This is a genomic window from Streptomyces sp. NPDC001443, assembly GCF_053597355.1.
In genome coordinates this window covers 39,933-66,001 of record NZ_JBSFIA010000007.1, presented here as the reverse complement: position 1 = coordinate 66,001, position 26,069 = coordinate 39,933, and the positions used below count along the sequence as shown (strand labels likewise).

The window sequence follows — 26,069 nt, the reverse complement described above, 5'->3', positions numbered from 1 at the left end:
TCGGCGGGCCGTCGGTGGACCGGGCCGGGTGTGAGGCCTGCCACGCGTGCGACGGACCTCGGCTGACGCGGCACCAGGTCCGGGATGGCAGTCTTGGGGGCATGCGTCGACCGTTCGCCCTCCTCGCCGGTGTCCTGCTCACGGGTGTGCTGGCCGCGCCCGCCTCCGCCGCCGACGGCGACGAGGGGTTCACCATCAAGGACCCGCGCATCACCGAGTCCAGCGGCCTGGCCGCCTCCCGCCTGCACCCCGGGATCTACTGGACCCACAACGACAGCGACGACGGGCCGTACATCTACGCCGTGGACAGCGCCACCGGAAAGACGGTCGCCACCCTCACGCTGAGCGGCATCGGTTCGCCGCGTGACGTGGAGGCCATCTCCATCGGCCCCGGCAACCAGATCTACGTCGGCGACATCGGCGACAACCTCGACGGGACCTGGCCGTACGTCTGGATCTACCGGCTGCCCGAGCCCAAGGTCCTCAAGGACCAGACGATCAGGGCCACGCAGTACGTGGTGAAGTACTCCGACGGCGCCCGCAACGCCGAGTCGCTGGTCGTCCACCCGAAGACCGGCCGGGTGTACATCATCGACAAGAAGGAGGACGGCGGGCACCTCTACGAGGGTCCGGCCGAGCTGTCGTCCTCCGGCGCCAACATCTTCAAGCCCGTCGCCACGGTCGACCTCTGGGCGACGGACGCCGCCTTCTCGCCCGACGGCCGGCAACTCGCCGTGCGCGGCTACTTCGGGGGCATCTACTACGACTGGAACGGCGGGAAGATCGAGCGGCTGGGCCGTCTGAACGTGCCGTTGCAGGGGCAGGGCGAGTCCGTCAGCTACTCCGCCGACGGGACCAAGCTCATGTACGGCAGCGAGGGCGCCGACAGTTCCGTGAAGGCGGAGGACGCGCCCGGCGGAGGGTCGGGCGGCAGCGGGTCCGGATCCGGCAACGCGTCCGGCGGTGGCGGTTCGGGCGATTCCGCGACGGACGGCGGCAGCGGTGTCACCTACGGCGCGCTCGCCGTCGCCGCGGTCTGTGCCGGGCTGTTCGGCCTGCGGCGACTGCGGCGCCGCGACTGAGGTGACGTCACGTGTCTTGACGGGCCCGTGAGTTCTGACTTCCATGGAAGGCGCGGTGTCGTGGGAGCGCTCCCACCCGTTCCGGACCCGCCGCCCCCCACGAGAGGAAGCAGCGACATGTTCCGCAGTCTGCGCAGAGTGCTGTGCGCCGCCGCCGCGGCGCTCCTGTTACCGCTGGCCGGAGTCCAGGCCGCCCACGCGGCCGACGCCCCGGCCGGCTCCGCCGCCGCGGCCGCCGCCGGGGCCGGTTACTGGCACACCAGCGGCCGTCAGATCCTGGACGCGTCCGGACAGCCGGTGCGGATCGCCGGCATCAACTGGTTCGGCTTCGAGACCGCCAACTACGTCGTGCACGGCCTCTGGTCGCGCGACTACAAGAGCATGATCGACCAGATGAAGTCGCTGGGCTACAACACCATCCGCCTCCCCTACAGCGACGACATCTTCAAGAGCGCGACCGTCCCGAACAGCATCGACTTCTCCGGCGGCAAGAACGCCGACCTGGCGGGGCTGAACTCGCTGGGCGTCATGGACAGGATCGTGTCGTACGCCGGACAGGACGGCCTGAAGGTCATCCTGGACCGGCACCGGCCGGACTCGGGCGGGCAGTCGGCGCTCTGGTACACCTCGGCGGTCCCGGAGTCGACCTGGATCGCCGACCTGAAGGCGCTGGCGGCCCGTTACGCGGGCCAGGACACCGTGATCGGCATCGACCTGCACAACGAGCCGCACGACCCGGCCTGCTGGGGCTGTGGGGACACGGCGACGGACTGGCGGCTGGCGGCGCAGCGGGCGGGCGACGCCGTCCTGTCCGTCAACCCCCAACTGCTGGTCTTCGTGGAGGGCGTGCAGTCGTTCAACGGTGTCTCCGGCTGGTGGGGAGGCAACCTGATGGGCGTCGCCCAGTACCCCGTGCAGCTCAGTGTGGCCAACCGGGTCGTGTACTCCGCCCACGACTACGCCACCAGCGTCGCCCAGCAGAGCTGGTTCAGCGACCCGACGTTCCCCGCCAACATGCCGGGCGTCTGGGACAAGTACTGGGGCTACATCTTCAAGCAGAACATCGCGCCCGTGTGGGTCGGCGAGTTCGGTACGACGCTCCAGTCGACGGTGGACCAGAAGTGGCTGGCCGCGCTGGTGAGTTATCTGCGGCCGACCGCCACCTACGGCGCCGACAGCTTCCACTGGACGTTCTGGTCGTGGAACCCCAACTCCGGTGACACCGGCGGCATCCTGAAGGACGACTGGGCGACCGTGGACACGGTGAAGGACGGCTATCTCGCGAGCATCAAGGCGCCCGGCTTCCCGGCGGGCGGCGGTGGCGGCGGAGGGGGCGGCGGTGGCGGCAGCACGGCCGCGTGCAGCGCCGTCTACGGCGTCAGCAGCGACTGGGGCAGCGGCTTCAACGCCGACGTCAAGGTGACCAACACCGGGACGACCGCGCTCACCTCCTGGAAGGTGACGTGGACCTGGAGCGGGTCGCAGCAGGTCACGAACATGTGGAACGCCTCGTACACGCAGAGCGGGTCGGCGGTGACCGCCGTCAACGCGGCCCACAACGGCGCGGTCGCGGTGGGCGGTTCGGCGAGCTTCGGGTTCGGCGGCGCGCCGGGCGGCGGGGGAGTGCCGAGCGTGAGCTGCACCGCGACCTGATACGCGACCTGAGACGCGGTGAGGGGCGCCCGGTCGGTACCGGGCGCCCCTCACCGTCGTACGGAAGGCGCAATCGGGGTGCGGGAAGCGGTCAGAGCTTCTCGATCACGTAGTCGATGCACTTCGTCAGCGCCTCGACGTCCGCCGGGTCGATCGCCGGGAACATCGCGACGCGCAGCTGGTTGCGGCCGAGCTTGCGGTAGGGCTCGGTGTCGACGATGCCGTTGGCGCGCAGCACCTTGGCGATCGCGGCGGCGTCGATCTCGTCCGCGAAGTCGATCGTGCCGATGACCTGCGAGCGCTTGGCCGGGTCCGTGACGAACGGGGTCGCGTGCTTGGAGTCCTCGGCCCAGGAGTACAGGCGGGTGGAGGAGTCCTTCGTGCGCTCCGTCGACCAGGCCAGACCGCCCTGGCCGTTGATCCACTCGAGCTGCTGGTTGAGCAGGAAGAGGGTGGACAGCGCCGGGGTGTTGTACGTCTGGTTCTTGCGGGAGTTGTCGATCGCCGTGGGCAGCGAGAAGAACTCCGGGATGTGCCGGCCGGAGGCGTGCACGCGCTCGGCGCGCTCGATCGCGGCCGGGGAGAACACGCCGATCCACAGGCCGCCGTCGGAGGCGAACGACTTCTGCGGGGCGAAGTAGTAGACGTCCGTCTCGGCGATGTCGACCGGGAGGCCGCCGGCGCCGGAGGTGGCGTCCACCAGGACGAGGGAGCCCTCGTCGGCGCCCGCCACGCGCTTGAGGGGCGCGGCGACACCGGTGGAGGTCTCGTTGTGGGTGAAGGCGTAGACGTCGACGCCCTCCTCGGCCCGCGCCTCGGGGTGGGTGCCGGGGTCGGAGGAGATCACGGTCGGCTCGCCCAGCCAGGGCGCCAGCTTGGCGGCCTTGGCGAACTTGGAGCTGAACTCGCCGAAGGTGAGGTGCTGCGACTTGTTCTCGATCAGGCCGTGGGTCGCCACGTCCCAGAACGCGGTGGAGCCGCCGTTGCCGAGGACGACCTCGTAGCCGTCCGGGAGCTGGAACAGCTCGGAGATGCCCGCGCGGACCTGGCCGACCAGGTTCTTGACCGGGGCCTGGCGGTGGGAGGTGCCGAGCAGGGACGTACCGGTGGCGGCCAGGGCGTCCAGCGCCTCCACCCGCACCTTGGAGGGACCCGCGCCGAAACGACCGTCCGCGGGCTTCATGTCAGCAGGAATCTGGATCTCAGCCACGAGCCGGAGGGTATCGCCTCGGCGAAACGGGACGGAACCGTGTCCGTTCGATGAGACGATCGCGCCGCCCCGCGGACCTGTGCATACCTACGGCGCCGGCGCCGGATCGTCATCTTCCGGACCTCGGTGTGCCGTCCGGTCGCCACCCGCTCGTTCCCGCCGGTGGTCGTGGGCATCCTGGGCGTATGAGGGATCTCGGTGCGCGGAAGGGCCCGGTCGGGGCCGACGGTCCGGTCGGCGCGGGCGGTCCGGGCCGACCGGCGGAGTCGGAGGATCCGGAGGGTGCCGCGGATCGGGCGGGTCTCGCCGAGGAGTTGCGGCGGGTCGTGGGCGGCGAGGTCGGCTTCGGCGTCACCTCGCGGGCGCTGGTGACGATGGACGCGTCCAACTACCGGCGGGTCCCGCTCGGCGTGGTGGCCCCGCGGGACGCCGACGACGTGGCGGCGGTGCTGGCCGTGTGCCGGGAGCGCGGGGTGCCGGTGGTGGCGCGGGGCGGGGGCACGTCGATCGCCGGGCAGGCGACGGGGACGGGGGTGGTGCTGGACTTCACCCGGCACATGAACCGGCTCGTCTCGCTGGACCCGCGGGCGCGGACGGCCGTCGTGCAGCCGGGGCTCGTCCTCGACCGCCTCCAGGAGGCCGCCGCGCCGCACGGGCTGCGCTTCGGTCCGGACCCGTCCACCCACAGCCGGTGCACGCTCGGCGGGATGATCGGCAACAACTCCTGCGGCGCGCACTCGGTGGCCTGGGGGACCACCGCGGACAGCGTGCGCGAGCTGGACGTGGTCACCGCACGCGGCGCCCGCTCGCGCCTGGGACCGGGCTGGGCCGGCGCGCCGGACGGCCTGCGGGAGCTGGCGGAGGGCGAACTGGCGCGGCTGCGCACCGGCTTCCCCGACCTGCCCCGCCGCATCTCCGGGTACGCCCTGGACGCGCTGCTGCCCGAGCGGGGCGCCGACGTCGCCCGCTCGTTCTGCGGCTCCGAGGGCACCCTCGGTGTGCTGACGGAGGCGGTCGTACGACTGGTCGAGGCACCCCGCGCGGTCGCCCTCGCCGTGCTGGGGTACGCCGACGAGGGCGCCGCCGCCGAGGCGGCCGCCGGGCTGCTCCCGCTGGGGCCGCTGACGGTGGAGGGGATGGCGGCCGACCTGGTGCGCGGAACGGCCGGGCTGCCCCGGGGCGGGGCCTGGCTGTTCGTGGAGACGGGCGGCGACACGGCGGCCGAGGCGCACGCGAGGGCCCGGGAGGTGGCGCGGGCGGCCGACGCCGTCGACGCGCTGGTGGTCACGGACCCGGCCGGGCAGCGCGCGCTGTGGCGGGTCCGGGAGGACGCGAGCGGCACGGCCACCCGGATGCCGGACGGCTCCGAGGCCTGGCCCGGCTGGGAGGACTGCGCGGTGCCGCCCGCCCGGCTCGGCGCGTATCTGCGGGACTTCCGGGGGCTGCTGTCCGCCCACGGCCTGCGGGGCACCCCGTACGGGCACTTCGGGGACGGCTGCATCCACGTCCGGATCGACTTCGACCTGCTCACCGAGGCGGGTGTCGGCCGCTTCCGCCGCTTCTCCGAGGAGCTCGCCGATCTGGTGGTGGCCCACGGCGGCTCGCTCTCCGGGGAGCACGGCGACGGGCAGGCCCGCGCGGAGCTGCTGCCGAGGATGTACGGAGCGCCGATGGTGGCCCTGTTCGAGCGGGCCAAGGCGGTCTGGGACCCGGACGACCTGCTCAATCCCGGGATGCTGGTGCGCCCGGCCGCGCTGGACGCGAACCTCCGCTTCTCCGTGCTGCCGCGCACCCCCGTGGACGTGGCCTTCGGCTATCCGGCGGACGGCGGCGACTTCTCGGCGGCGGTGCGCCGCTGCGTCGGGGTGGCGAAGTGCCGTACGACCGAGGCGTCCGGGCCCGCGGTGATGTGCCCGTCCTTCCGGGCGACCGGCGAGGAGGCGCACTCCACCCGCGGACGCGCCCGCCTGCTGCACGAGATGCTGGCGGGTGAGCTGGTGACGGACGGCTGGCGCTCCCCTGAGGTCAGGGACGCGCTGGACCTGTGCCTGTCCTGCAAGGGCTGCCGCTCGGACTGTCCGGTCGGGGTCGACATGGCCACGTACAAGGCGGAGTTCCTGCACCACCACTACGCCGGGCGCCGACGCCCCATGGCCCACCACACGCTCGGACGGCTGCCGGAGTGGCTGCGCTGGGCCGCCCGGACGCGCGCGGTACCGGTGCTCAACGCGCTCGCCTCGGTACGGCCGCTGGCGTGGGCGGCGAAACGGCTCGGCGGGATCGCCCCGGAGCGGGAGATCCCCCGGCTGGCGGCCGAGCCGTTCAGCCGGTGGTGGCGGGGCCGGGGGGTCATCGGCGGCACGGGGACCGGTGACCCGGGGGCGGGCGGTGCGGGGGCCGGCGACCTGGTCGTCCTGTGGCCGGACACCTTCACCGAGTACCTCTCGCCCGCCGTGGGCCGGGCGGCCGTCCGGGTGCTGGAGGCGGCGGGCCTGCGGGTGGTGCTGCCGCCGACGCTGCGGTCGCCGCGGGGCCGGATCGCGGACGGCCGGACGAGGTCGGTGGCCACCTTGCTGGCGGCACGTCACGACCGGGTCTGCTGCGGTCTGACGTACCTGTCGACGGGCCAGCTGGACCGCGCCCGCAGCGTGCTGCGCCGCACCCTCGACCTGATGGCGCCGGTGCTGGAGACGGCCGCCCCGGTCGTGGTCCTGGAACCGAGCTGTGCCGCCGCGCTCCGCGGCGACCTGCCCGAACTGCTGCACGACGACCCGCGCGCGGCCCTCCTCGCCGCCCGCGTCCGCACCTTCGCGGAGGTCCTCGAACAGCACGCTCCCGACTGGGTTCCGCCCCGTGTGGACCGCCCGGCCGTCGGCCAGACCCACTGCCATCAGCACGCGGTGCTCGGCGACGGACCGGACCGCCGGCTGCGCACGGCGGCGGGCCTGACGGGCGAGCTCGGCGGCGGCTGCTGCGGACTGGCCGGCAACTTCGGTTTCGAGAAGGGGCACGAGGAGGTGTCGCGGGCGTGCGCCGAGGAGCGGCTCCTGCCGTCGGTGCGGGCCGCGGCGCCCGGGACGGTGGTCCTGGCCGACGGGTTCTCCTGCCGGACGCAGCTGGAGCAGCTCGCCGGGGTGCGGGGGCGACATCTGGCGGAGGTACTGGCGGAGGGCCTGCCGAGCGGCTCGGACGGACGATCGGCCGGACGGCACGAGGTCGGCTGAGCGGGGCCGGACGGGGTCGGCTGAGCGTGGCCGGGCCGGTGGGGTGGCCGGACGGGGTGTGCGGCCGGGCCGGTGGGGCGGACCTCCCAGGTGGCCCCCCCCGGACGGAGTAGCGGACCCGCCGTCGGACGGACCTCCGGGTGGAGCCCCCGGCCGGGCCCCGGCCGGGTCGTCGGTGCGGGCGGGCGGAGCCGGCGGAGCGGACGGAGCGGACACGTGGCGCAGGACGAAGCGGGCGAGCCCTCCTAGGCTGGCCGATGAGCCGCGTATCGCCAGGAATCGTACGAGGGAGCCTCGCGCATGACCTTCCGCGTCCAGCCCATCAGCCGCGCCCAGCACCTCGCCTTCGTCTCGGCCCGTCCCTCCGTCAGCCATCTCCAGATCCCGTCCTGGGGCGACGTGAAGCCCGACTGGCGGGCGGAGAGCCTGGGCTGGTTCGACGAGGACGGGCGGCAGGTCGGGGCGGGCCTGGTGCTGCTGCGGCCGCTGCCCCGGCTGAAGCGGTACCTCGCGTATCTGCCGGAGGGGCCGGTGATCGACTGGTTCGCGTCCGACCTGGAGCGGTGGCTGCGGCCGATGCTCGCCCAGCTCAAGGCGCGGGGCGCGTTCTCGGTCAAGATGGGGCCGCCCGTGGTCGTACGGCGCTGGAGCGCGGAGGCGGTGAAGGCGGCGATCGCGGATCCGGACGTCCGGCGGCTGGGCGAGGCGGAGGCGACGTCGTACGAGCCGCTCGCCGCGGGGGTCGCGGACCGGCTGCGCGCGATGGGCTGGCGGCAGGCCGCGGCCGGCGGGGAGGACGGGTTCGCGGCCGGGCAGCCGCGCTACGTCTTCCAGGTGCCGTTGGCCGGGCGGTCGCTGGAGGACGTCCACGGCGGGCTCAACCAGCAGTGGCGGCGCAACGTCAAGAAGGCGGAGAAGGCCGGGGTCAAGATTGTGCCGGGCGGCCCGGAGGACCTGCCGGTGTTCTACGACCTGTACACCGAGACCGCCGAGCGCGACCGCTTCGCCCCGCGCCCGCTGTCGTACTTCCGGCGCATGTGGACGGCGCTGAACTCCGAGCACCCCGACCGGATGCGGCTCTATCTCGCCCACCACGACGGCGAGGTGCTGGCCGCGGCCACCATGCTGACCGTCGGCGACCACGTCTGGTACTCCTACGGCGCCTCCACCGCCCGCAGGCGCGAGGTCCAGCCCAACAACGCCATGCAGTGGCGGATGATGACCGACGCCCACCGACTGGGCGCCTCCGTGTACGACCTGCGGGGCATCACCGACACGCTGGAGGAGTCCGACCATCTGCTCGGCCTGCTCCGCTTCAAGGTGGGCACCGGGGGGCAGGCGGTCGAGTACCTCGGCGAGTGGGACTTCCCGCTCAACCGGCTGCTGCACCGGACGCTGGAGCTCTACCTGGCCCGCCGCTGACCCGGCACCGCCGCAAGGCGTCCGACGGGGCTGCCGATCTCGACATTCGGAACAGTCCCGTCAAGGGTTCACACTCCTGACGGAGTCCATTACCCTGGACTCGGAAGTGCATCACGATGAACGATCTCTGATCCGAGCCAGCCCCCAGGACCGCCTGTGACCACCCCCAGCGCCACCACCCCCTCGTCCTCGCCCGTTCCGGGGACGGACCCCGTGCCCGTCCCCGCGGGTGGCGCGCCCCGCCGGTTCGGCTCGCTCGGGCCGGTCGGACTCGTCCTGGCCGGAGGCGTCTCGGTCCAGTTCGGCGGAGCCCTCGCCGTGACCCTCATGCCGCGGGCCGGCGCGCTCGGCGTGGTGAGCCTGCGCCTGCTGGTGGCGGCGCTGGTCCTGCTGCTCGTCTGCCGTCCGCGGCTGCGCGGCCACTCCCGCGCCGACTGGGGCACGGTCGTCGTCTTCGGCATCGCGATGTCCGCGATGAACGGCCTCTTCTACCAGGCCGTCGACCGCATCCCGCTGGGCCCGGCCGTCACGCTGGAGGTCCTCGGCCCGCTCGCGCTGTCGGTGGTCTCCTCCCGTCGCGCGCTCAATCTCGTCTGGGCGGGGCTTGCCCTCGCCGGTGTCTTCCTCCTCGGCGGCGGGGGCTTCGGCGACCTCGACCCCGTGGGTGTCGCCTTCGCCCTCGGCGCGGGCGCGATGTGGGCGGCGTACATCGTCTTCAGCGCCCGTACCGGCCGCCGCTTCCCGCAGGCCGACGGGCTCGCCCTCGCGATGGCGGTCGGAGCGGTGCTGTTCCTGCCCCTGGGGCTCGCCGAGTCGGGGACGAAGCTGTTCGACCCGGTGACCTTCGGCCTGGGCGCCGGGGTGGCTGTGCTCTCCTCCGTCCTGCCCTACACCCTCGAACTCCTCGCCCTGCGCAGGCTGCCCGCCTCCACCTTCGCGATCCTGATGAGCCTGGAGCCGGCCCTGGCGAGCGCCGCGGGCTTCCTCGTCCTGCACCAGGCCCTCACCGCCCTCCAGGCGGCCGCGATCGCCCTGGTCATCGGCGCGAGCATGGGCGCGGTACGCACCCAGGTGGGCCGCGGAAAGGCGGCGGTGCCGCCGAGCGCTTCCTGACGGTTTCCGGGGCGTGGCCGTACGACCGGGTACTAGAGTCGGGTTCGTGCCCCGAGCCGACACCGGCGCACGGTCGGCCCGTCGGTCGGAGACGCGAAGGGAACGGCGGATGAGTACGCAGCACAGCGAATCAGTCGGCGACGGACCGCTGATCCCGCGACCGGACCGTACTCCGGGCGCTCTGCGTGCCGCCTGTGCGGTTGTCGCGCCGCACCTTCTGACCGCTTACGACCAGGCCAAGGATCAAGCCCTCGCCGAAGCCGTCGACCATGGTTCGCTCGGGCCGGTCCACGCCTTCCTCGACCACTGGGCGGCGCTGATCGAGATCGAGCGCCACCCGGAGACGGCGAAGACGTACCACCGGGCCGAATACCTCGCCCACGTCGCGGTCAAGCCGGACGAAGCCCGCGAGCATCTGAGCACCGCGAGCGGTATCTATCGCGCCGCCTCCAGGACGGTGCTCGCCAGGTGACCTGGCGTTGGGAGTACGTCCCGGACGAGGAGACGGTGGCAGCCGGGGCGCCGCCGGGGTTCGTCGCCGAAGTGGAGAAGACGGCGGACGAGCTGGTCCGGGCGGCCGAGGCCCTTTACCTCCACGGTCCCGCGTATCAGGGCGCCGACGAAGGCGCGAAGCACGCGTTTGTGGCGGGTGGCTTCTTCGTGTACATGGTCACGCCGCGCTCGGAACTCGTCAGTATCTGGCAGATCACCCCGGACCCGCTGTCCTGACGGCCGGTCGCTGCTGCCGCGCGTTACGCCGAGAGCTCACCGAGAGCCTGGGCTCAGGGCACCGTGGCGGCCCGCTCCTGCGGGCGTGAGCGAAGGCGGCGTTCTGCCCGAACAAATTCATGCAAGCATGCTTGATTGTTTCTGGACCCGCTGGCATGCTCCCCGGCATGTCCGATCCGACGCCAGTGTTCGATGATCTGCGTGACGAGAGCGATGAACTCGACCGGCTCGTGGCCGAGTTGAGTCCGGGGCAGTGGGCCCTCGAGACGCCCGCGCCCGGGTGGACCGTCGCCCACCAGATCGCCCACCTCGCCTGGACCGACCACTCCGCCCACCTCTCCGTCACGGACGCCGACGCCTTCCACGGCCTGGTCGAGAAGGCCCTCGCGGCGCCTGACTCGTTCGTGGACGAGGGCGCCGAGGAGGGCGCCCGGCAGCCGTCCGACGTGCTGCTGGCAGGGTGGCGGGAGGGGCGGGCCGCGCTCGACCGGGCCCTGCGCGAGTCCCCGGCCGGCGCCCGTTTCCCCTGGTACGGCCCGCCCATGTCGGCCGCCTCCATGGCCACCGCCCGGATGATGGAGACCTGGGCGCACGCCCAGGACGTGGCCGACGCGCTCGGCGTGGTCCGCGCGCCCACCGACCGGCTGCGCCATGTGGCCCGGCTCGGGGTCCGCACCCGCGACTTCGCCTTCGGCATCCACGGGCTCACCCCGCCCGCCGACGCCTTCCGCGTCGAACTGGTCCTGCCCTCCGGTGCCGACTGGGCGTACGGCCCCGAGGACGCCCCGCAGCGCGTCGGCGGCACCGCCCTCGACTTCTGCCTCCTGGTCACCCAGCGCGCCCACCGCTCCGACCTCGACCTGCGCGTCGAGGGTCCCGACGCCGACCGCTGGCTCGACCTCGCCCAGGCCTTCGCCGGACTGCCCGGCACCGGACGTCCCCCGAAGGGCGCCGCGCGGTGACCCTGCGGATAGGCAACGCCTCCGGCTTCTACGGCGACCGCTTCGACGCCCTGCGCGAGATGCTCACCGGCGGCGAGCTCGACGTGCTGACCGGCGACTACCTCGCCGAACTCACCATGCTCATCCTGGGCCGCGACCGGATGAAGGACCCGGCCGCCGGATACGCCCGCACCTTCCTGCGCCAGCTGGAGGAGGGCCTCGGCCTCGCCCACGAGCGGGGCGTGAAGATCGTGACGAACGCGGGCGGCCTCAACCCGGCCGGACTCGCGGACGCCGTACGGCAATTGGCGGACCGGCTGGGCATCCCGGTCCGGGTCGCCCATGTCGAGGGCGACGACCTGCTGGCCCGCCACCCCGGCGCCCTCGCCGCCCACGCCTACCTCGGCGGCTTCGGCATCGCGGAGTGCCTGCGGGCGGGCGCGGACGTCGTGGTCACCGGGCGGGTCACCGACGCGGCCCTGGTCACCGGGCCCGCCGCGGCCCACTTCGGCTGGACGCCGGACGACCACGACCGGCTGGCCGGAGCCGTGGTCGCCGGACACATCCTGGAGTGCGGGACCCAGGCCACCGGCGGCAACTACGCCTTCTTCAACCGCGCTCCCGACCACGGCGCCCGACCCGAAGAAGGCGCCCAGGGCGGCGGCGCAGTCCGCCGCCCAGGCTTTCCGCTCGCCGAACTCCACGCCGACGGCAGCTTCGTGATCACCAAGCACCCCGGCACCGGCGGCTTCGTCGACGTCGGCACGGTCACCGCCCAGCTGCTCTACGAGACCGGGGGCGCCCGGTACGCGGGCCCCGACGTCACCGCCCGGCTGGACACCGTACGGCTCACCCAGGACGGCCCCGACCGGGTGCGCGTCGAGGGCGTCACCGGCGAGGCCCCGCCGCCCACCCTCAAGGTCGGCCTCAACCGCTTCGGCGGCTTCCGCAACGAGGTCGTCTTCGTCCTCACCGGTCTCGACATCGAGGCGAAGGCCGCGCTGGTGCGCGAGCAGATGGCGGACGCGTTCGCCAAGTCGCCGCCCGCGGAGGTCCGCTGGGACCTGGTCCGCACCGACCGGCCGGACGCCGGCACCGAGGAGACCGCGAGCGCGCTGCTGCGGCTGGTCGTGCGCGACCAGGACCAGACGGCCGTGGGACGGGCGCTGAGCGGCGCTGCCATCGAGCTGGCCCTCGCGAGCTACCCCGGCTTCCATGTGGTGGCGCCGCCCGGGAAGGGCGCGCCCTACGGGGTCTTCGAGGCCGCGTACGTCCCCCAGGACACCGTGGAACACCTGGCGGTGCTCCACGACGGACGCCGGGTCGCCGTGCCCGCCGCCCGCGACACCCTCGTACTCGACGAGGTGCCCGAGCCCGCCCTGCCCGAGCCGTTGCCGCCGGGCGCGGCGACCCGGCGGGCCCCGCTCGGCCTGGTCGCCGGTGCCCGCAGCGGTGACAAGGGCGGCAACGCCAACATCGGGGTGTGGGTGGAGACCGACGAGGCCTGGCGGTGGCTGGCCCACACCCTCACCGTCGAGCGGCTGCGCGAACTGCTGCCGGAGACCGCCAGTCTGCGCGTGGTTCGCCATGTCCTGCCCGACCTGCGCGCCCTGAACTTCGTCGTCGAGGGGATCCTCGGCGCGGGCGTCGCCGCCCAGCACCGCTTCGACCCGCAGGCCAAGGCCCTGGGCGAGTGGCTGCGCTCCCGTCACCTGGACATACCGGAGGTGCTGCTGTGACGGTCCTGCCGTCCGCGCTGGACGTCAACGGCCCGGACCACCGGGCGAACCGCGAGACCATGCTCGGCAAGCTCGCCGACCTGGACGCCGAGCACGCCAAGGCGCTGGCCGGCGGCGGCCCCAAGTACGTCGACCGGCACCGCGGGCGTGGCAAGCTGCTCGCCCGGGAGCGCATCGAGCTGCTGCTCGACCCCGACACCCCGTTCCTGGAGCTGTCGCCGCTGGCCGCCTGGGGCAGCGAGTACACGGTCGGCGCCTCGCTCGTCACCGGCATCGGGGTGGTCGAGGGCGTGGAGTGCCTGATCACCGCCAACGACCCCACCGTGCGCGGCGGCGCCTCCAACCCGTGGAGCCTGAAGAAGGCCCTGCGCGCCAACGACATCGCGCTCGCCAACCGGCTGCCCTGCATCAGCCTGGTGGAGTCCGGCGGCGCCGACCTGCCCTCCCAGAAGGAGATCTTCATCCCGGGCGGCGCGATCTTCCGGGACCTGACCCGGCTGTCCGCCGCCGGGATCCCCACCGTCGCCGTGGTCTTCGGCAACTCGACCGCCGGAGGCGCCTACGTCCCCGGCATGTCCGACCACGTGATCATGGTCAAGGAGCGGGCGAAGGTCTTCCTCGGCGGGCCTCCGCTGGTGAAGATGGCCACCGGCGAGGAGAGCGACGACGAGTCGCTGGGCGGCGCCGAGATGCACGCCCGGGTGTCGGGGCTCGCGGACTACTTCGCGGTCGACGAGCAGGACGCGCTGCGCCAGGCACGGCGGGTGGTGGCCCGGCTCAACCACCGCAAGGCCTACCCCGATCCGGGCCCGGCCGAGCCCCCCAAGTACGACCCGGAGGAACTGCTGGGGATCGTCCCCGGCGACCTCAAGACCCCCTTCGACCCGCGCGAGGTCGTCGCCCGGATCGTCGACGGCTCCGACTTCGACGAGTTCAAGCCGCTGTACGGGACGAGCCTGACCACCGGCTGGGCCACCCTGCACGGCTACCCGGTCGGGATCCTGGCGAACGCCCAGGGGGTGTTGTTCAGCGCCGAGTCCCAGAAGGCCGCCCAGTTCATCCAGTTGGCCAACCAGCGCGACATCCCGCTGCTGTTCCTGCACAACACCACCGGCTACATGGTCGGCCGGGAGTACGAGCAGGGCGGCATCATCAAGCACGGCGCGATGATGATCAACGCGGTCAGCAACTCGAAGGTGCCGCACCTGTCCGTCCTGATGGGCGCCTCCTACGGCGCCGGGCACTACGGCATGTGCGGACGGGCCTACGACCCGCGCTTCCTGTTCGCCTGGCCCAGCGCCAAGTCCGCGGTGATGGGCCCGCAGCAGCTGGCCGGCGTGCTGTCGATCGTCGCCCGCCAGTCGGCCGCCGCGAAGGGGCTGCCGTACGACGACGAGGCGGACGCCGGGCTGCGCGCCATGGTCGAGCAGCAGATCGAGTCCGAGTCGCTGCCGATGTTCCTGTCCGGGCGGCTGTACGACGACGGCGTCATCGACCCGCGTGACACCCGCACCGTCCTCGGCCTGTGCCTGTCGGCCGTCCACACCGCGTCCTTCGAGGGCGCGCGCGGTGGCTTCGGCGTCTTCCGGATGTGAGGTCCGCAAACGTGATTTCTTCCGTCCTCGTCGCCAACCGCGGCGAGATCGCCTGCCGTGTCTTCCGTACCTGCCGAGAGGCGGGCGTCCGGACGGTCGCCGTGCACTCGGACGCCGACGCGCACGCCCTGCACACCCGTACGGCCGACACGGCGGTACGGCTGCCCGGGTCGACGCCCGCGGAGACGTATCTGCGCGGCGACCTGATCGTGAAGGCGGCCGTCGCCGCCGGCGCGGACGCCGTGCACCCCGGCTACGGCTTCCTGTCCGAGAACGCCGACTTCGCGCGCGCCGTCCTGGACGCGGGCCTGGTCTGGATCGGTCCGCCGCCGGAGGCGATCGAGGCCATGGCGTCCAAGACCCGGGCCAAGGAACTGATGGGCCTCGCCCCGCTGGGCGAGGTCACCGAGGCCGACCTGCCCGTCCTGGTGAAGGCCGCGGCGGGCGGCGGCGGGCGCGGGATGCGGATCGTGCGCCGGCTCGCCGACCTCGACGGCGCGCTGGAGGGCGCGCGCGCCGAGGCCGCGAGCGCCTTCGGCGACGGCGAGGTGTTCGTCGAGCCCTACGTCGAGAACGGCCGCCATGTCGAGGTGCAGGTCCTCGCCGACACCCACGGCACGGTGTGGACGCTCGGCACCCGCGACTGCTCCCTCCAGCGCCGTCACCAGAAGGTGATCGAGGAGGCGCCCGCGCCCGGCCTGCCCGAGGAGCTGGAGCGCGAACTGCACACGCTGGCGGTGCGCGCCGCCCGCGCCGTCGACTACGTGGGCGCGGGCACGGTCGAGTTCCTGGTCGCCGACGGCCGGGCGCACTTCCTGGAGATGAACACCCGCCTCCAGGTCGAACACCCCGTCACCGAGGCCGTGTTCGGCATCGACCTGGTCGCCGAGCAGCTCAGGATCGCCGAGGGCCACGCCCTCGCGGGCACCCTGCCCCGCCCGGACGGCCACGCCGTCGAGGCCCGTCTGTACGCCGAGGACCCGGCCCGCGGGTGGGCCCCGCAGACCGGCACCCTGCACCGTCTCGCCGTCCCCGACGGCGTCCGGCTGGACACCGGCTACACCGACGGCGACGAGATCGGCGTCCACTACGACCCGATGCTCGCCAAGGTGGTCGCCCACGCCCCCACCCGCGCCGAGGCCCTCCGCCGGCTGGCCGGCGCCCTGGAGCGCACGGCGGTGCACGGCCCCGCCACCAACCGGGACCTGCTCGTACGCTCGCTGCGCCACGAGGAGTTCACCGCCGGCCGCATGGACACCGGCTTCTACGACCGGCACCTCGCCGCCCTCACCGACGGCGGTCCGGCCGACCCGTACGCCCCGCTGGCCGCCGCCCTGGCCGACGCCCACGGCCGCTCCCGCTTCGGCGGCTGGCGCAACCTGCCGTCCCAGCCGCAGACCAGGCGCTACGCCATGGCAGGCGAGGAGCACGAGGTCCACTACCGGCACACCCGCGACGGCCTGACCGCCGAAGGGGTGCGGGTGGTGCACGCCGACGCCACTCTCGTCGTACTCGAAGTGGACGGTGTGCAGAAGAAGTTCGAGGTCGCGCGGTACGGCGACCGGGTGCACGTCAACGCCACCGCGCTGACCGCCCTGCCCCGCTTCCCCGACCCGACCGCCCAGCGGGCGCCCGGCTCCCTCGTCGCCCCCATGCCGGGCACGGTGGTGCGGATCGCCGAGGGGCTGGAGCCCGGCGCGGCCGTCGCCGCCGGTCAGCCGATCCTCTGGCTGGAGGCGATGAAGATGCAGCACCACATCACGGCGCCCGCCGACGGAACCCTCACCTCCCTCCCCGTGACCGTGGGACAGCAGGTGCAGGTCGGCACGCTGCTGGCCGTGGTGCAGCAGGCCTGACGGGACGCGGGACCGCATCCCCCCGTGCGGTCCCGGCGCGCCCGGTCCCGACGAACCCGCACTCGAAGGAGCACCATGAGCACCCTCATCGAGCCCGAAGAGCACCAGGACCTCCGCGCCGCGGTGGCCGCCTTCGGCAGGCGCTACGGCCGCGACTACCTCGCCCGGGTCGTCGCGGACGGCGGCTACCCGGCCGAGCTGTGGCAGGAGGCCGCCAAGCTCGGCTACCTGGGCGTCAACCTGCCGGAGGCGTACGGCGGGGGCGGTGGCGGCATCGCCGAGCTGTCCATCGTCCTCGAAGAGCTCGGCGCGGCCGGCGCCCCGCTGCTGATGATGATCGTCTCGCCCGCCATCTGCGGCACGGTCATCGCCCGCTTCGGCACCGAGGCGCAGAAGCGGGAGTGGCTGCCCGCCCTCGCCGACGGCTCCCGCACGATGGCCTTCGGCATCACCGAGCCCGACGCCGGTTCCAACTCGCACCGGATCACCACCACCGCCCGCCGGGACGGCGACAGCGGCGACTGGCTGCTCTCCGGCCGCAAGGTCTTCGTCTCCGGCGTCGACATCGCCGACGCCACCCTGATCGTCGGCCGTACCGAGGACGCCCGTACCGGCAGCCTCAAGCCCTGTCTGTTCATCGTCCCGCGGGACGCCGAGGGCTTCTCCCGGCAGAAGATCGACATGGAACTGCACGGCGCGGAGAAGCAGTTCGAGCTCGTCCTGGACGAGGTGCGGCTGCCCGCCGAGGCGCTCGTCGGCGACGAGGACGCAGGCCTGCTCCAGCTGTTCGCCGGCCTCAACCCGGAGCGGATCATGACGGCCGCGTTCGCCATCGGCATGGGGCGCTTCGCCCTGGCCCGGGCGATCGAGTACGCGCGGGAGCGGACCGTCTTCAAGGTCCCGATCGGCGCCCACCAGGCCATCGCCCACCCCCTCGCCCAGGCGCACATCGACCTCGAACTCGCCCGGCTGATGATGCAGAAGGCCGCCGCCCTGTACGACGCGGGGGACGACCTCGGCGCGGGCGAGGCCGCCAACATGGCCAAGTACGCGGCCGGCGAGGCCTGTGTGAAGGCGGTCGACCAGGCGGTGCACACCCTCGGCGGCAACGGCCTCACCCGCGAATTCGGTCTCGCCACATTGATAACAGCCTCGCGCGTGGCCCGTATTGCTCCGGTGAGCCGGGAAATGATTCTCAACTACATCTCCCACCAGACCCTGGGTCTGCCCAAGTCGTACTGATCCAGCACACCGTTGTGCGAGGAGGAACCGTGTTCCGCAGCGCGTACGCAGACGTCCCTGCCATCGAACTCCCCATCCACGAGGCGGTACTGGGCCGGGCCGCCGAGTTCGGGGACACCCCCGCCCTGGTGGACGGCACCGACGGCACCACCCTCACGTACGAACAGGTCGACCGGTTCCACCGGCGGGTCGCGGCCGCGCTGGCCGAGGCGGGGGTGCGCAAGGGCGACGTGCTCGCCCTGCACAGCCCCAACACGGTCGCCTTCCCGGTCGCGTTCTACGGCGCCACGCGCGCGGGAGCCTCCGTCACCACCGTGCACCCGCTCGCCACCGCGCAGGAGTTCGCCAAGCAGCTGCGCGACTCGGCGGCCCGCTGGATCGTCACCGTGTCACCGCTGCTGGCGAGCGCGCGCGAGGCCGCCGAGCTGGCCGGCGGCGTGCAGGAGATCTTCGTCTGCGACAGCGCGCCGGGGCACCGCTCGCTGATCGACATGCTCGCCTCCGAGGCGCCGGAACCGGAGGTCGCCGTCGATCCGGCCGAGGACGTCGCGGCCCTGCCGTACTCCTCCGGGACCACGGGCGTCCCCAAGGGCGTGATGCTCACCCACCGGCAGATCGCCACCAACCTGGCGCAGCTCGAGCCCGCGGTCGACACCGGCCCCGGCGAACGCATCCTCGCCGTGCTGCCCTTCTTCCACATCTACGGCCTGACGGCCCTGATGAACGCGCCGTTGCGCAAGGGCGCCACCGTCGTCGTCCTCCAGCGCTTCGAACTGGAGCCCTTCCTCGCGGCGATCCAGAACCACCGCATCACCGGCCTGTACGTGGCCCCGCCGATCGTCCTCGCCCTGGCCAAGCACCCGGCCGTCACGCAGTACGACCTGTCGTCGCTGAAGTACATCGTCAGCGCCGCCGCCCCGCTGGACGCCGAGCTCGCCGCGGCCTGCTCCCGGCGGCTGGGCCTGCCGCCGGTCGGCCAGGCGTACGGGATGACGGAGCTGTCGCCCGGCACCCATGTCGTCCCGCTGGACGCCATGGCCGACGCGCCGCCCGGGACCGTCGGCCGGCTCATCGCCGGCACCGAGATGCGGATCGTCTCCCTCGACGACCCCGACACGGACCTCGACGTCGGCGAGCCCGGCGAGATCCTGATCCGCGGCCCCCAGGTCATGAAGGGCTACCTGGGCCGCCCCGACGCCACCGCCGACATGATCGACGCCGACGGCTGGCTGCACACCGGGGACGTCGGCCACGTCGACGACGACGGCTGGCTGTTCGTCGTCGACCGGGTCAAGGAGCTCATCAAGTACAAGGGCTTCCAGGTGGCCCCCGCCGAGCTGGAGGCCATCCTGCTCACCCATCCCGCCATCGCCGACGCCGCCGTCGTCGGCGTCCGCGACGACGACGGCAACGAGATACCGCACGCCTTCGTGGTCGCCCAGCAGGCCGCCGCCGGCGACCTCACCGAGGGGGAGGTCATGATGTACGTCGCCGAGCGCGTCGCCCCCTACAAGCGCGTCCGGCAGGTCACCTTCATCGACGCGGTGCCGCGGGCCGCCTCCGGAAAGATCCTGCGCCGAGAGCTGAGGGAGCGCGCATGACCCTGGTCGGACGGACCCGCGAGCGGGGCGTCGAGACGCTCAGCCTCGACGCGACCGACACCCGCAACGCGCTCTCCGCGGCGCTCGTCGGCGAGCTCGCCGACGCGCTGGCCGACTGCGCCGAGGACGACGAAGTGCGCGCGGTGGTCCTCACCCACACCGGCAACACCTTCTGCGCGGGCGCCGACCTGCGCGACCCGCCGCACCCGGACGCGCTGGTCGCCCTGCTGCGGGGCATCGTCGAGCTGCCCAAGCCGGTCGTGGCCCGGGTCACCGGGCACGTACGGGCGGGCGGCCTGGGCCTGCTCGGCGCCTGCGACATCGCGGCCGCCTCCCACGACGCCGACTTCGCGCTCACGGAGGTGCGGATCGGGGTGGCCCCGGCGGTCATCTCGCTCACCCTGCTGCCCCGCGCCGACCCGCGCGCCGTCGCCCGCTACTACCTCACCGGCGAGCGGTTCGACGCCGCGGAGGCGGTCAGGGCCGGGCTGCTGACCGTGGCGGGCGACGACGTGGACGTCGTACTGGAGCCCGTCCTCGAGGGTCTGCGCAAGGCCGCCCCGGGGGCGCTGGCGGAGACGAAGGCGCTGCTCACGGCTAGGGTGCTGGAGGCATTCGACCAGGACGCGGCCGACCTCACCGCGCTCTCGGCCCGGCTGTTCTCCTCCGCGCAGGCCCGGGAGGGGATGACGGCCTTCCTCGAACGACGGGATCCCGCATGGGTGCTGTGACCACAGCCGACCGCGACCGCGCCCCCAAGCAGGACCGCAGCCGGGCCACCCGGCAGCGGCTGCTGGAGGCCGCGGTCGCCTGCCTCGCCGAGCACGGCTGGGCGGGCTCCACGGTCCTGGCCGTCGCCGAGCGCGCCGGGGTCTCCCGGGGCGCCGCCCAGCACCACTTCCCGACCCGCGAGGACCTGTTCACGGCGGCCGTCGAGTACGTCGCCGAGGAACGCTCCGGCGCGTTGCGCGCCCTCTTCCCCGAGGGCGCCGCCCAGGACCGGCGCGAGGTGGTGGCGGCCCTCGTCGACCTCTACACCGGCCCGCTGTTCCGGGCCGCCCTGCATCTGTGGGTGGCCGCCTCGAACGAGGAGCAGCTCAGCCCGCGGGTGACCGAGCTGGAGGCCCGGGTCGGCCGGGAGACCCACCGGATAGCCGTCGACCTGCTGGGCGCGGACGAGTCCCGGCCCGGGGTCCGCGAGACGGTCCAGGGCCTGCTGGACATGGCCCGCGGTCTGGGCCTGGCCAACCTGCTCACCGACGACCGCCAGCGCCGCGAACGGGTCGTGGCGCAGTGGGCGGCCGTCCTCGACGGGGCGCTGAGGGACTGAGGCGCGGGGGACCGGGGCCTGCGGGACCGGGGCTCCGGGACCCGGCCGGCTCAGGGGCTGAGCCGCTCCGTCCGCCAGCCGCCGTCCGCCTGCGCCACGTACCGCAACCGGTCGTGCAGCCGGTTCTCCCGGCCCTGCCAGAACTCCACTGTGCTCGGGGCCACCCGGAAACCGCCCCAGTGCGGCGGGACCGGGACCTGCTCGCCCTGCGGATAGCGGGCTTCCAGCTCGGCGTACGAGGCGTCGAGCTCGGCACGGGAGGGGACCACGCCGGACTGGGTGCTGGCCCAGGCGCCGAGCTGGGAGCCGTGCGGCCGGGTGCGGAAGTAGGCGGCCGTCTCGTCCCGGCCGGTCCGCCGGGCCACGCCCTGGACGATGACCTGGCGGGCCATCGGATGCCAGGGGAACAGCAGTGCGATGTTCGGGTTCCCGGCCAGGTCACGGCCCTTGCGGGAGTCGTAGTTGGTGTAGAAGACGAAGCCGTGCTCGTCGAATTGCTTCAGCAGCACCGTACGGGAGCTGGGCCTGCCCTCCGTGTCCACCGTCGAGACGATCATGGCGTTCGGCTCGAACAGATGCGCCTCCGCGGCGGCCTGCCTGAACCAGCGGGCGAACTGTTCCACGGGCGTGGCGGCCAGGTCGGACTCGGCGAGACCCTCGGCCCGGTACTGCTTGCGCATCGAGGCGGGATCCGGGGCGGCGGCGTCGTGGGCGGCGTTCACGCGGTCATCTTGCCGTATGCGTGTCCGTCGTCGGGTGCCGTCCCGCGGTATCGGGGTGGCACTCAGTGCCGCAACCACTCCCCAAAGGTGACACTCGGGGATATGGTGCTGATGGCGTCCTGGTTGGGTGACCGCCGACCGCACGGGGCATCACCAGGGTGGGCGCCCAGGACCGCGAGCCGTCGCAGACGACCGTGGATCCGTGGGGCGTACGCCGACTCCACCGTTCCGTCCGGTCCCCGGTCCCGGTTCCCGGTCCCACAACATCATCCGTCGCACACATCATGAGGAGCCGCCTGATGTCCGACTTCGTACCCGGACTCGAAGGAGTCGTAGCGTTCGAGACGGAGATCGCCGAACCCGACAAGGAGGGCGGCGCGCTGCGGTACCGGGGCGTCGACATCGAGGATCTGGTCGGCCACGTCTCGTTCGGCAATGTCTGGGGCCTCCTCGTCGACGGCGCCTTCAACCCCGGCCTGCCGCCCGCCGAGCCGTTCCCGATCCCGGTGCACTCCGGTGACATCCGGGTGGACGTCCAGTCCGCGCTCGCCATGCTCGCCCCCGTCTGGGGCCTCAAACCGCTGCTGGACATCGATGCCGAGCAGGCCCGCGACGACCTCGCCCGCGCCGCCGTCATGGCGCTGTCCTACGTCGCCCAGTCGGCGCGCGGCCAGGGCCGCCCGATGGTCCCGCAGCGCGAGATCGACAAGGCGCAGTCCGTCGTCGAGCGGTTCATGATCCGTTGGCGTGGCGAGCCCGACCCCAAGCACGTGGCGGCGGTCGACGCCTACTGGACGTCGGCGGCCGAGCACGGCATGAACGCCTCCACCTTCACCGCCCGGGTCATCGCCTCCACCGGCGCGGACGTGGCCGCCGCCCTCTCCGGCGCGGTGGGCGCCATGTCCGGCCCGCTGCACGGCGGCGCCCCCTCCCGGGTGCTCGGCATGATCGAGGAGATCGAGCGCACGGGCGACGCCGAGGCGTACGTCAAGCAGGCCCTCGACCGCGGCGAGCGCCTGATGGGCTTCGGCCACCGCGTCTACCGCGCCGAGGACCCCCGGGCGAGGGTGCTGCGCCGCACGGCCCGGGAGCTCGGCGCCCCGCGCTACGAGATCGCCGAGGCCCTGGAGAAGGCGGCGCTGGAGGAACTGCACAACCGTCGCCCGGACCGCGTCCTCGCGACCAACGTCGAGTTCTGGGCGGCCATCATGCTGGACTTCGCCGAGGTCCCGGCCCACATGTTCACGTCGATGTTCACCTGCGCCCGTACGGCCGGCTGGTCGGCGCACATCCTGGAGCAGAAGCGCACCGGGCGTCTGGTGCGTCCCTCCGCCCGCTACATCGGTCCGGGCTCCCGCGACCCGCGCGAGATCGAGGGCTACGAGGACATCGGCCACTGAGGTCGCTCGGGCCGTCGACCTGCCCCGGATCCGTCCGGGGACGCAGACGACCCGCGAGTCTGGCCCTCCGAAAGAGGTGCCGGCCGGACGTACCGGCGACTCGCGGGTCGGGTGACTGCCTGGGATTGGGCCGGCCGCACGCTTCTGTCACGCGCTGGTCCGGCACCGCACTCGGTGTGGTGACGGGCCGCTAGCCCGCAGCCACCTCACGCGTCCGGGTTTCACTCATGTACCCGATCACCTCCCTTCGGTGTAATCCCCACCCTAAGAACGCCGCGGCGGACCTTCAACCTTTTTTCCGCGTCCCCCGCCGTTGCCTGCCGTCCCCCGCCGTCCGCGCGCGGGGCAATCCCGTTGACCGGCGGGCGGAGGCGCGATTCCCTGCTGCCATGACGGATCAGGTGGATCAGGCGGACCGGACGGGTCGGACCGACGCGGCGGGCGGGGCGGAACTTCGGATAGCGCCCGTGGCGGGCGAGGCGATGGTGGAGCAGTGGCGGCACGTCCACAACGTGGTGGTGCCACCCGCGGCGATGTCCCCGGCCGAGGCGCTGGAGCGCGTGGGCCGCTACCGCCTGGAGAACGCCTATCTCGGTGACACGCTGGTCGGCTGCTCGACCGTACGGCCGCCCGAGGGCGCGGAGGCGGTCGCCACCGTCATCGCCCGGGTGCTGCCCGCGTTCCGGCGGCGGGGCTTCGGCACGGCGCTGTACGAGCGCGGGCTGGCCCACGCGCGGACGCTGGGGGCCCGGAAGGTCGAGGCCGTCGTCCTGGCGGCCAACGAGGACGGCGTCCGGTTCGCCGAGGCGCGCGGGTTCGTCGAGGTCGAGCGCTATGTCCTGGACGGGGAGAGCGAGCTGTGGCTGACGTTGCGCCGCGAGTCCTGTGCCGGATAGGCCCCCGCGTACAACGATTCCTTCAATCTTGTGGGAACTCGATGTGTGCTGCATCACGTTCGAGTTGAATGAGGGAAAGTGACGCAGCCGGCAGGGGGTCCAGGTGAGTGCTTCCCGGCGTAGTGGGACCACCGACGAGCTGGGGCCGGACGACCCCGCGGAGCCCGAGCGGAAGGCCCCGGGCGGTTCGGATCTGCTCGCCGCGCTGCTGGACGGCATGGACGCGGCCCTGTGCGCCTTCGACGCGGACGGGGTCGTCACCCACTGGAACCGGGAGGCCGAGCGGATCCTCGGCTGGACGGCGGCCGAGGCCGTGGGACGGCACGGGTTCGCCGGATGGGCCGTGCGCCCCGCGGACGCCGAGGAGGTCCAGGCGCGGCTGATGGCCGCCATGCGGGCCCCAGGCCGCCAGGTGCACGAGTTCGCGCTGCTGACCAAGGACGGCGGCCGGGTGCTCGTACGCACCCAGTCGGCCGCCGTGCGCGGCCCCGACGGCGGGCCCGCGGGCCTGTACTGCGCCTTCAGCGAGGTGCACGCGCAGATCGACCTGGAGCGGTCCATCGCGCTGAGCGAGGCCCTGTTCGAGAACGCGAGCTGGGGTGTCGTCCTGGTCGACGCCGATCTGCGGCCCGCCGTCGTGAACGCGCACGCGGCCCGCGCGCTGGGCATCGGACGCACGGCGGCGCTGGGACGGCCGCTCGGCGAACTGCTCGCCCAGGGCGTCGAGGAGCTGGAGAGCGCGCTCACCCACGTCCTGGCCGAGGGCGCGCCGCCCGCGCCCGCCGAGATCTGGGTGGCGGTGCGCACGCCCGAGGGCGAGCGCCGGCGCTGCTGGCGCAGCGGCTTCCTGCGACTGGCCTCGCCGCTCGCGGAGGAGCCGGTCCCGCTCGGCGTCGGCTGGCTGTTCCTGGACGTCACCGAGTCCCGGCAGGGCGAGCAGGAGGCGGCGCTGCTGCGCTTCCGCGGCAACCAGCTGCACCGGGCGGCCCGCGCGGCCGCCGAGTGCGAGGACCCGGCCGAGGCGGTCACCGTCCATCTCGACTTCGCGCTCGCCGGGTTCGCCGACCAGGCCCTGATCGACCGGGTGACGGAGCCGGCCGACGGACCCGTACGGCTGGTGCGGATCGCCCAGACGCCCGCGGGTACTCCGGGCCCCGCCCTGCTCACCGGGCAGGCCGGGCTGCCCGTGTGCTACGGCCCGGGGCATCCGGCCCTGCAGTGCGTGGAGCGGGCCGGGTCGGTGCGGTCCGCCGCCGGGGCAGGCCCGGCCGAAGAGGCGCGCGAGTGGGCGCTGGCCCGGCAGTGGCCGCCCGACACGGTGCACGCGCTGTGCGCGGTGCTGCGCAGCCGGGGGCGGACGCTGGGCGTGGTGACGTTCCTGCGCACGGGTGGCCGCAGCGCCTTCGAGCGCTCCGACACGCTGTACGCGGAGGACGTCGCGGTACGGATCGCGGGCGCCCTCGACCTCGCGGGACTGCTCGGGACGAAGTAGCCCGCGCCGCCGGAGCGCGCCGGTCCGGCCGCTGCCGTCAGTGCTGGTAGAAGATCCGGTCCCGGTACTCCTCCATGATCCGGCGGTTCCAGTCGTGGCCCCCGTCGACGTTGCCGGAGCGCAGCAGCGGGGGCTCGACGCCCCGCTCGGCGAGGGCGCAGGCCGTGGTGGCCATGACCGCCTGGAGCAGCGCCGTGGTGACGACGGTGGAGGCCGGGGCGAAGGGGGCCGGGATGGTGTCCAGGCTGAGCTCGGCGTCGCCGACCGCGATCTTCGAGTCGAGGACGAGGTCGCAGTGGTCCTTGAGATACGTCCCCGAGGAGTGCCGGGACGAGGTCTGCGCGGTGTACGCCACCGAGGTCACGCCGATGACCTTCACCCCGCGGGCGCGGGCGCCCATGGCCATCTCCACGGGGAGGGCGTTGCGGCCCGAGAGGGAGACGATCACGAGGACGTCGCCCGCGCGCAGCGGGGACGAGTCCAGGACGGCTTCGGCCAGCCCGTCGACGCGCTCCAGGCGGGAGCCGAGGGTGGCCGGTCTGACGTCGACGCCGACCATGCCCGGCACGGGGAGCAGGTTCATCAGGGCCAGGCCGCCGGCCCGGTAGACGAGGTCCTGGGCGGCGAGCGAGGAGTGCCCGGCGCCGAAGGCGAAGAGACGGCCGCCGCCGGTCACCGCGTCGGCGAGGAGCGCACCGGCCGCCTCGATGGCCCCGGCCTCCTCGTCGCGGACCCGTTGCAGCAGGGTGATCGCGGCGTCGAAGAACTGGCCGGCCGGTGTGCTGTCGCTCATGCGATGCCCCTTCACAGCGTCTGGCGGCG

Annotated in this window: 21 protein-coding genes; 18 read left to right on the top strand and 3 right to left on the bottom strand. The window is 73.4% G+C overall.

Annotated elements, in window-relative coordinates; genetic code table 11:
* The first annotated feature begins 101 nt into the window (after positions 1 to 101).
* Together ACWC24_RS10585 and ACWC24_RS10580 are read left to right on the top strand one after the other, a co-directional pair.
* A complete protein-coding gene (locus ACWC24_RS10585; protein WP_450662452.1) occupies positions 102 to 1,082 on the top strand; it encodes a WD40 repeat domain-containing protein in 981 nt (326 codons plus the stop codon).
* A 117-nt stretch (positions 1,083 to 1,199) separates the two neighbouring features.
* Positions 1,200 to 2,735, top strand: a complete 1,536-nt coding sequence (locus ACWC24_RS10580) for a cellulase family glycosylhydrolase (RefSeq protein ID WP_450662451.1) — start codon at positions 1,200 to 1,202, stop codon at positions 2,733 to 2,735.
* Between the two features lie 91 nt (positions 2,736 to 2,826).
* Here the strand turns inward: ACWC24_RS10580 and serC are convergent, their stop codons facing one another.
* On the bottom strand, positions 2,827 to 3,945 hold the full coding sequence (gene serC, locus ACWC24_RS10575) for a phosphoserine transaminase (RefSeq protein WP_450662450.1): 1,119 nt from the start codon (positions 3,943 to 3,945) through the stop codon (positions 2,827 to 2,829).
* Positions 3,946 to 4,130: 185 nt separating this feature from the next.
* Here serC and ACWC24_RS10570 point away from each other — a divergent pair, with 185 nt between their 5' ends.
* The 13 genes from ACWC24_RS10570 to ACWC24_RS10510 all read left to right on the top strand — a co-directional run bounded on the left by ACWC24_RS10570 (position 4,131) and on the right by ACWC24_RS10510 (position 20,737).
* Complete coding sequence (locus tag ACWC24_RS10570; RefSeq protein WP_450662449.1) at positions 4,131 to 7,169, top strand: FAD-binding and (Fe-S)-binding domain-containing protein; 3,039 nt, start codon at positions 4,131 to 4,133, stop codon at positions 7,167 to 7,169.
* Between the two features lie 300 nt (positions 7,170 to 7,469).
* Positions 7,470 to 8,591 carry a lipid II:glycine glycyltransferase FemX gene (locus tag ACWC24_RS10565; protein WP_450662448.1) on the top strand — a complete coding sequence of 374 codons (1,122 nt, stop codon included), beginning with the start codon at positions 7,470 to 7,472 and terminating at the stop codon, positions 8,589 to 8,591.
* Positions 8,592 to 8,747: 156 nt separating this feature from the next.
* Positions 8,748 to 9,704 carry an EamA family transporter gene (locus ACWC24_RS10560; protein WP_450662447.1) on the top strand — a complete coding sequence of 319 codons (957 nt, stop codon included), beginning with the start codon at positions 8,748 to 8,750 and terminating at the stop codon, positions 9,702 to 9,704.
* Positions 9,705 to 9,813: 109 nt separating this feature from the next.
* On the top strand, positions 9,814 to 10,176 hold the full coding sequence (locus ACWC24_RS10555; RefSeq protein ID WP_450662446.1) for a DUF6247 family protein: 363 nt from the start codon (positions 9,814 to 9,816) through the stop codon (positions 10,174 to 10,176).
* The gene (locus tag ACWC24_RS10550) at positions 10,173 to 10,433 is read left to right on the top strand and encodes a hypothetical protein (RefSeq protein WP_450662445.1); all 261 of its coding nucleotides are present in this window, start codon (positions 10,173 to 10,175) and stop codon (positions 10,431 to 10,433) included. The genes ACWC24_RS10555 and ACWC24_RS10550 overlap by 4 nt, the downstream gene beginning before the upstream one ends.
* A 167-nt stretch (positions 10,434 to 10,600) precedes the next feature.
* Positions 10,601 to 11,395 carry a TIGR03084 family metal-binding protein gene (locus tag ACWC24_RS10545; protein WP_450662444.1) on the top strand — a complete coding sequence of 265 codons (795 nt, stop codon included), beginning with the start codon at positions 10,601 to 10,603 and terminating at the stop codon, positions 11,393 to 11,395.
* A complete protein-coding gene (locus tag ACWC24_RS10540) occupies positions 11,392 to 13,113 on the top strand; it encodes an acyclic terpene utilization AtuA family protein (RefSeq protein WP_450662443.1) in 1,722 nt (573 codons plus the stop codon). The genes ACWC24_RS10545 and ACWC24_RS10540 overlap by 4 nt, the downstream gene beginning before the upstream one ends.
* A complete protein-coding gene (locus ACWC24_RS10535) occupies positions 13,110 to 14,708 on the top strand; it encodes an acyl-CoA carboxylase subunit beta (RefSeq protein ID WP_450662442.1) in 1,599 nt (532 codons plus the stop codon). The genes ACWC24_RS10540 and ACWC24_RS10535 overlap by 4 nt, the downstream gene beginning before the upstream one ends.
* Before the next feature lie 11 nt (positions 14,709 to 14,719).
* Entirely contained in the window at positions 14,720 to 16,564 is a 1,845-nt protein-coding gene (locus tag ACWC24_RS10530; protein ID WP_450662441.1) for an ATP-binding protein, read from the top strand.
* 75 nt (positions 16,565 to 16,639) lie between these two features.
* Positions 16,640 to 17,806, top strand: coding sequence for an acyl-CoA dehydrogenase family protein (locus ACWC24_RS10525; RefSeq protein ID WP_450662440.1), 1,167 nt, complete (start codon positions 16,640 to 16,642; stop codon positions 17,804 to 17,806).
* 29 nt (positions 17,807 to 17,835) lie between these two features.
* Positions 17,836 to 19,407, top strand: coding sequence for a 4-coumarate--CoA ligase family protein (locus tag ACWC24_RS10520; RefSeq protein ID WP_450662439.1), 1,572 nt, complete (start codon positions 17,836 to 17,838; stop codon positions 19,405 to 19,407).
* The gene (locus ACWC24_RS10515) at positions 19,404 to 20,138 is read left to right on the top strand and encodes an enoyl-CoA hydratase family protein (RefSeq protein WP_450662438.1); all 735 of its coding nucleotides are present in this window, start codon (positions 19,404 to 19,406) and stop codon (positions 20,136 to 20,138) included. The genes ACWC24_RS10520 and ACWC24_RS10515 overlap by 4 nt, the downstream gene beginning before the upstream one ends.
* Positions 20,126 to 20,737: a TetR/AcrR family transcriptional regulator gene (locus tag ACWC24_RS10510; RefSeq protein ID WP_450662437.1), complete on the top strand. Its 612-nt coding sequence runs from the start codon at positions 20,126 to 20,128 to the stop codon at positions 20,735 to 20,737. The genes ACWC24_RS10515 and ACWC24_RS10510 overlap by 13 nt, the downstream gene beginning before the upstream one ends.
* 50 nt (positions 20,738 to 20,787) lie before the next feature.
* Here ACWC24_RS10510 and pdxH read toward each other — a convergent pair whose 3' ends face one another.
* Positions 20,788 to 21,417, bottom strand: coding sequence for a pyridoxamine 5'-phosphate oxidase (gene pdxH, locus ACWC24_RS10505; RefSeq protein WP_450662600.1), 630 nt, complete (start codon positions 21,415 to 21,417; stop codon positions 20,788 to 20,790).
* Positions 21,418 to 21,758: 341 nt separating this feature from the next.
* On the opposite strand from pdxH, the gene ACWC24_RS10500 reads away from it, so the two are divergent.
* The 3 genes from ACWC24_RS10500 to ACWC24_RS10490 all read left to right on the top strand — a co-directional run bounded on the left by ACWC24_RS10500 (position 21,759) and on the right by ACWC24_RS10490 (position 25,247).
* A complete protein-coding gene (locus tag ACWC24_RS10500; RefSeq protein WP_450662436.1) occupies positions 21,759 to 22,859 on the top strand; it encodes a citrate synthase 2 in 1,101 nt (366 codons plus the stop codon).
* Positions 22,860 to 23,248: 389 nt separating this feature from the next.
* A complete protein-coding gene (locus tag ACWC24_RS10495) occupies positions 23,249 to 23,755 on the top strand; it encodes a GNAT family N-acetyltransferase (protein ID WP_450662435.1) in 507 nt (168 codons plus the stop codon).
* Between the two features lie 103 nt (positions 23,756 to 23,858).
* Complete coding sequence (locus ACWC24_RS10490) at positions 23,859 to 25,247, top strand: PAS domain-containing protein (RefSeq protein ID WP_450662434.1); 1,389 nt, start codon at positions 23,859 to 23,861, stop codon at positions 25,245 to 25,247.
* A gap of 37 nt (positions 25,248 to 25,284) precedes the next feature.
* Here ACWC24_RS10490 and ACWC24_RS10485 read toward each other — a convergent pair whose 3' ends face one another.
* Positions 25,285 to 26,040, bottom strand: coding sequence for an SIS domain-containing protein (locus ACWC24_RS10485; protein WP_450662433.1), 756 nt, complete (start codon positions 26,038 to 26,040; stop codon positions 25,285 to 25,287).
* Positions 26,041 to 26,069 lie beyond the last annotated feature (29 nt).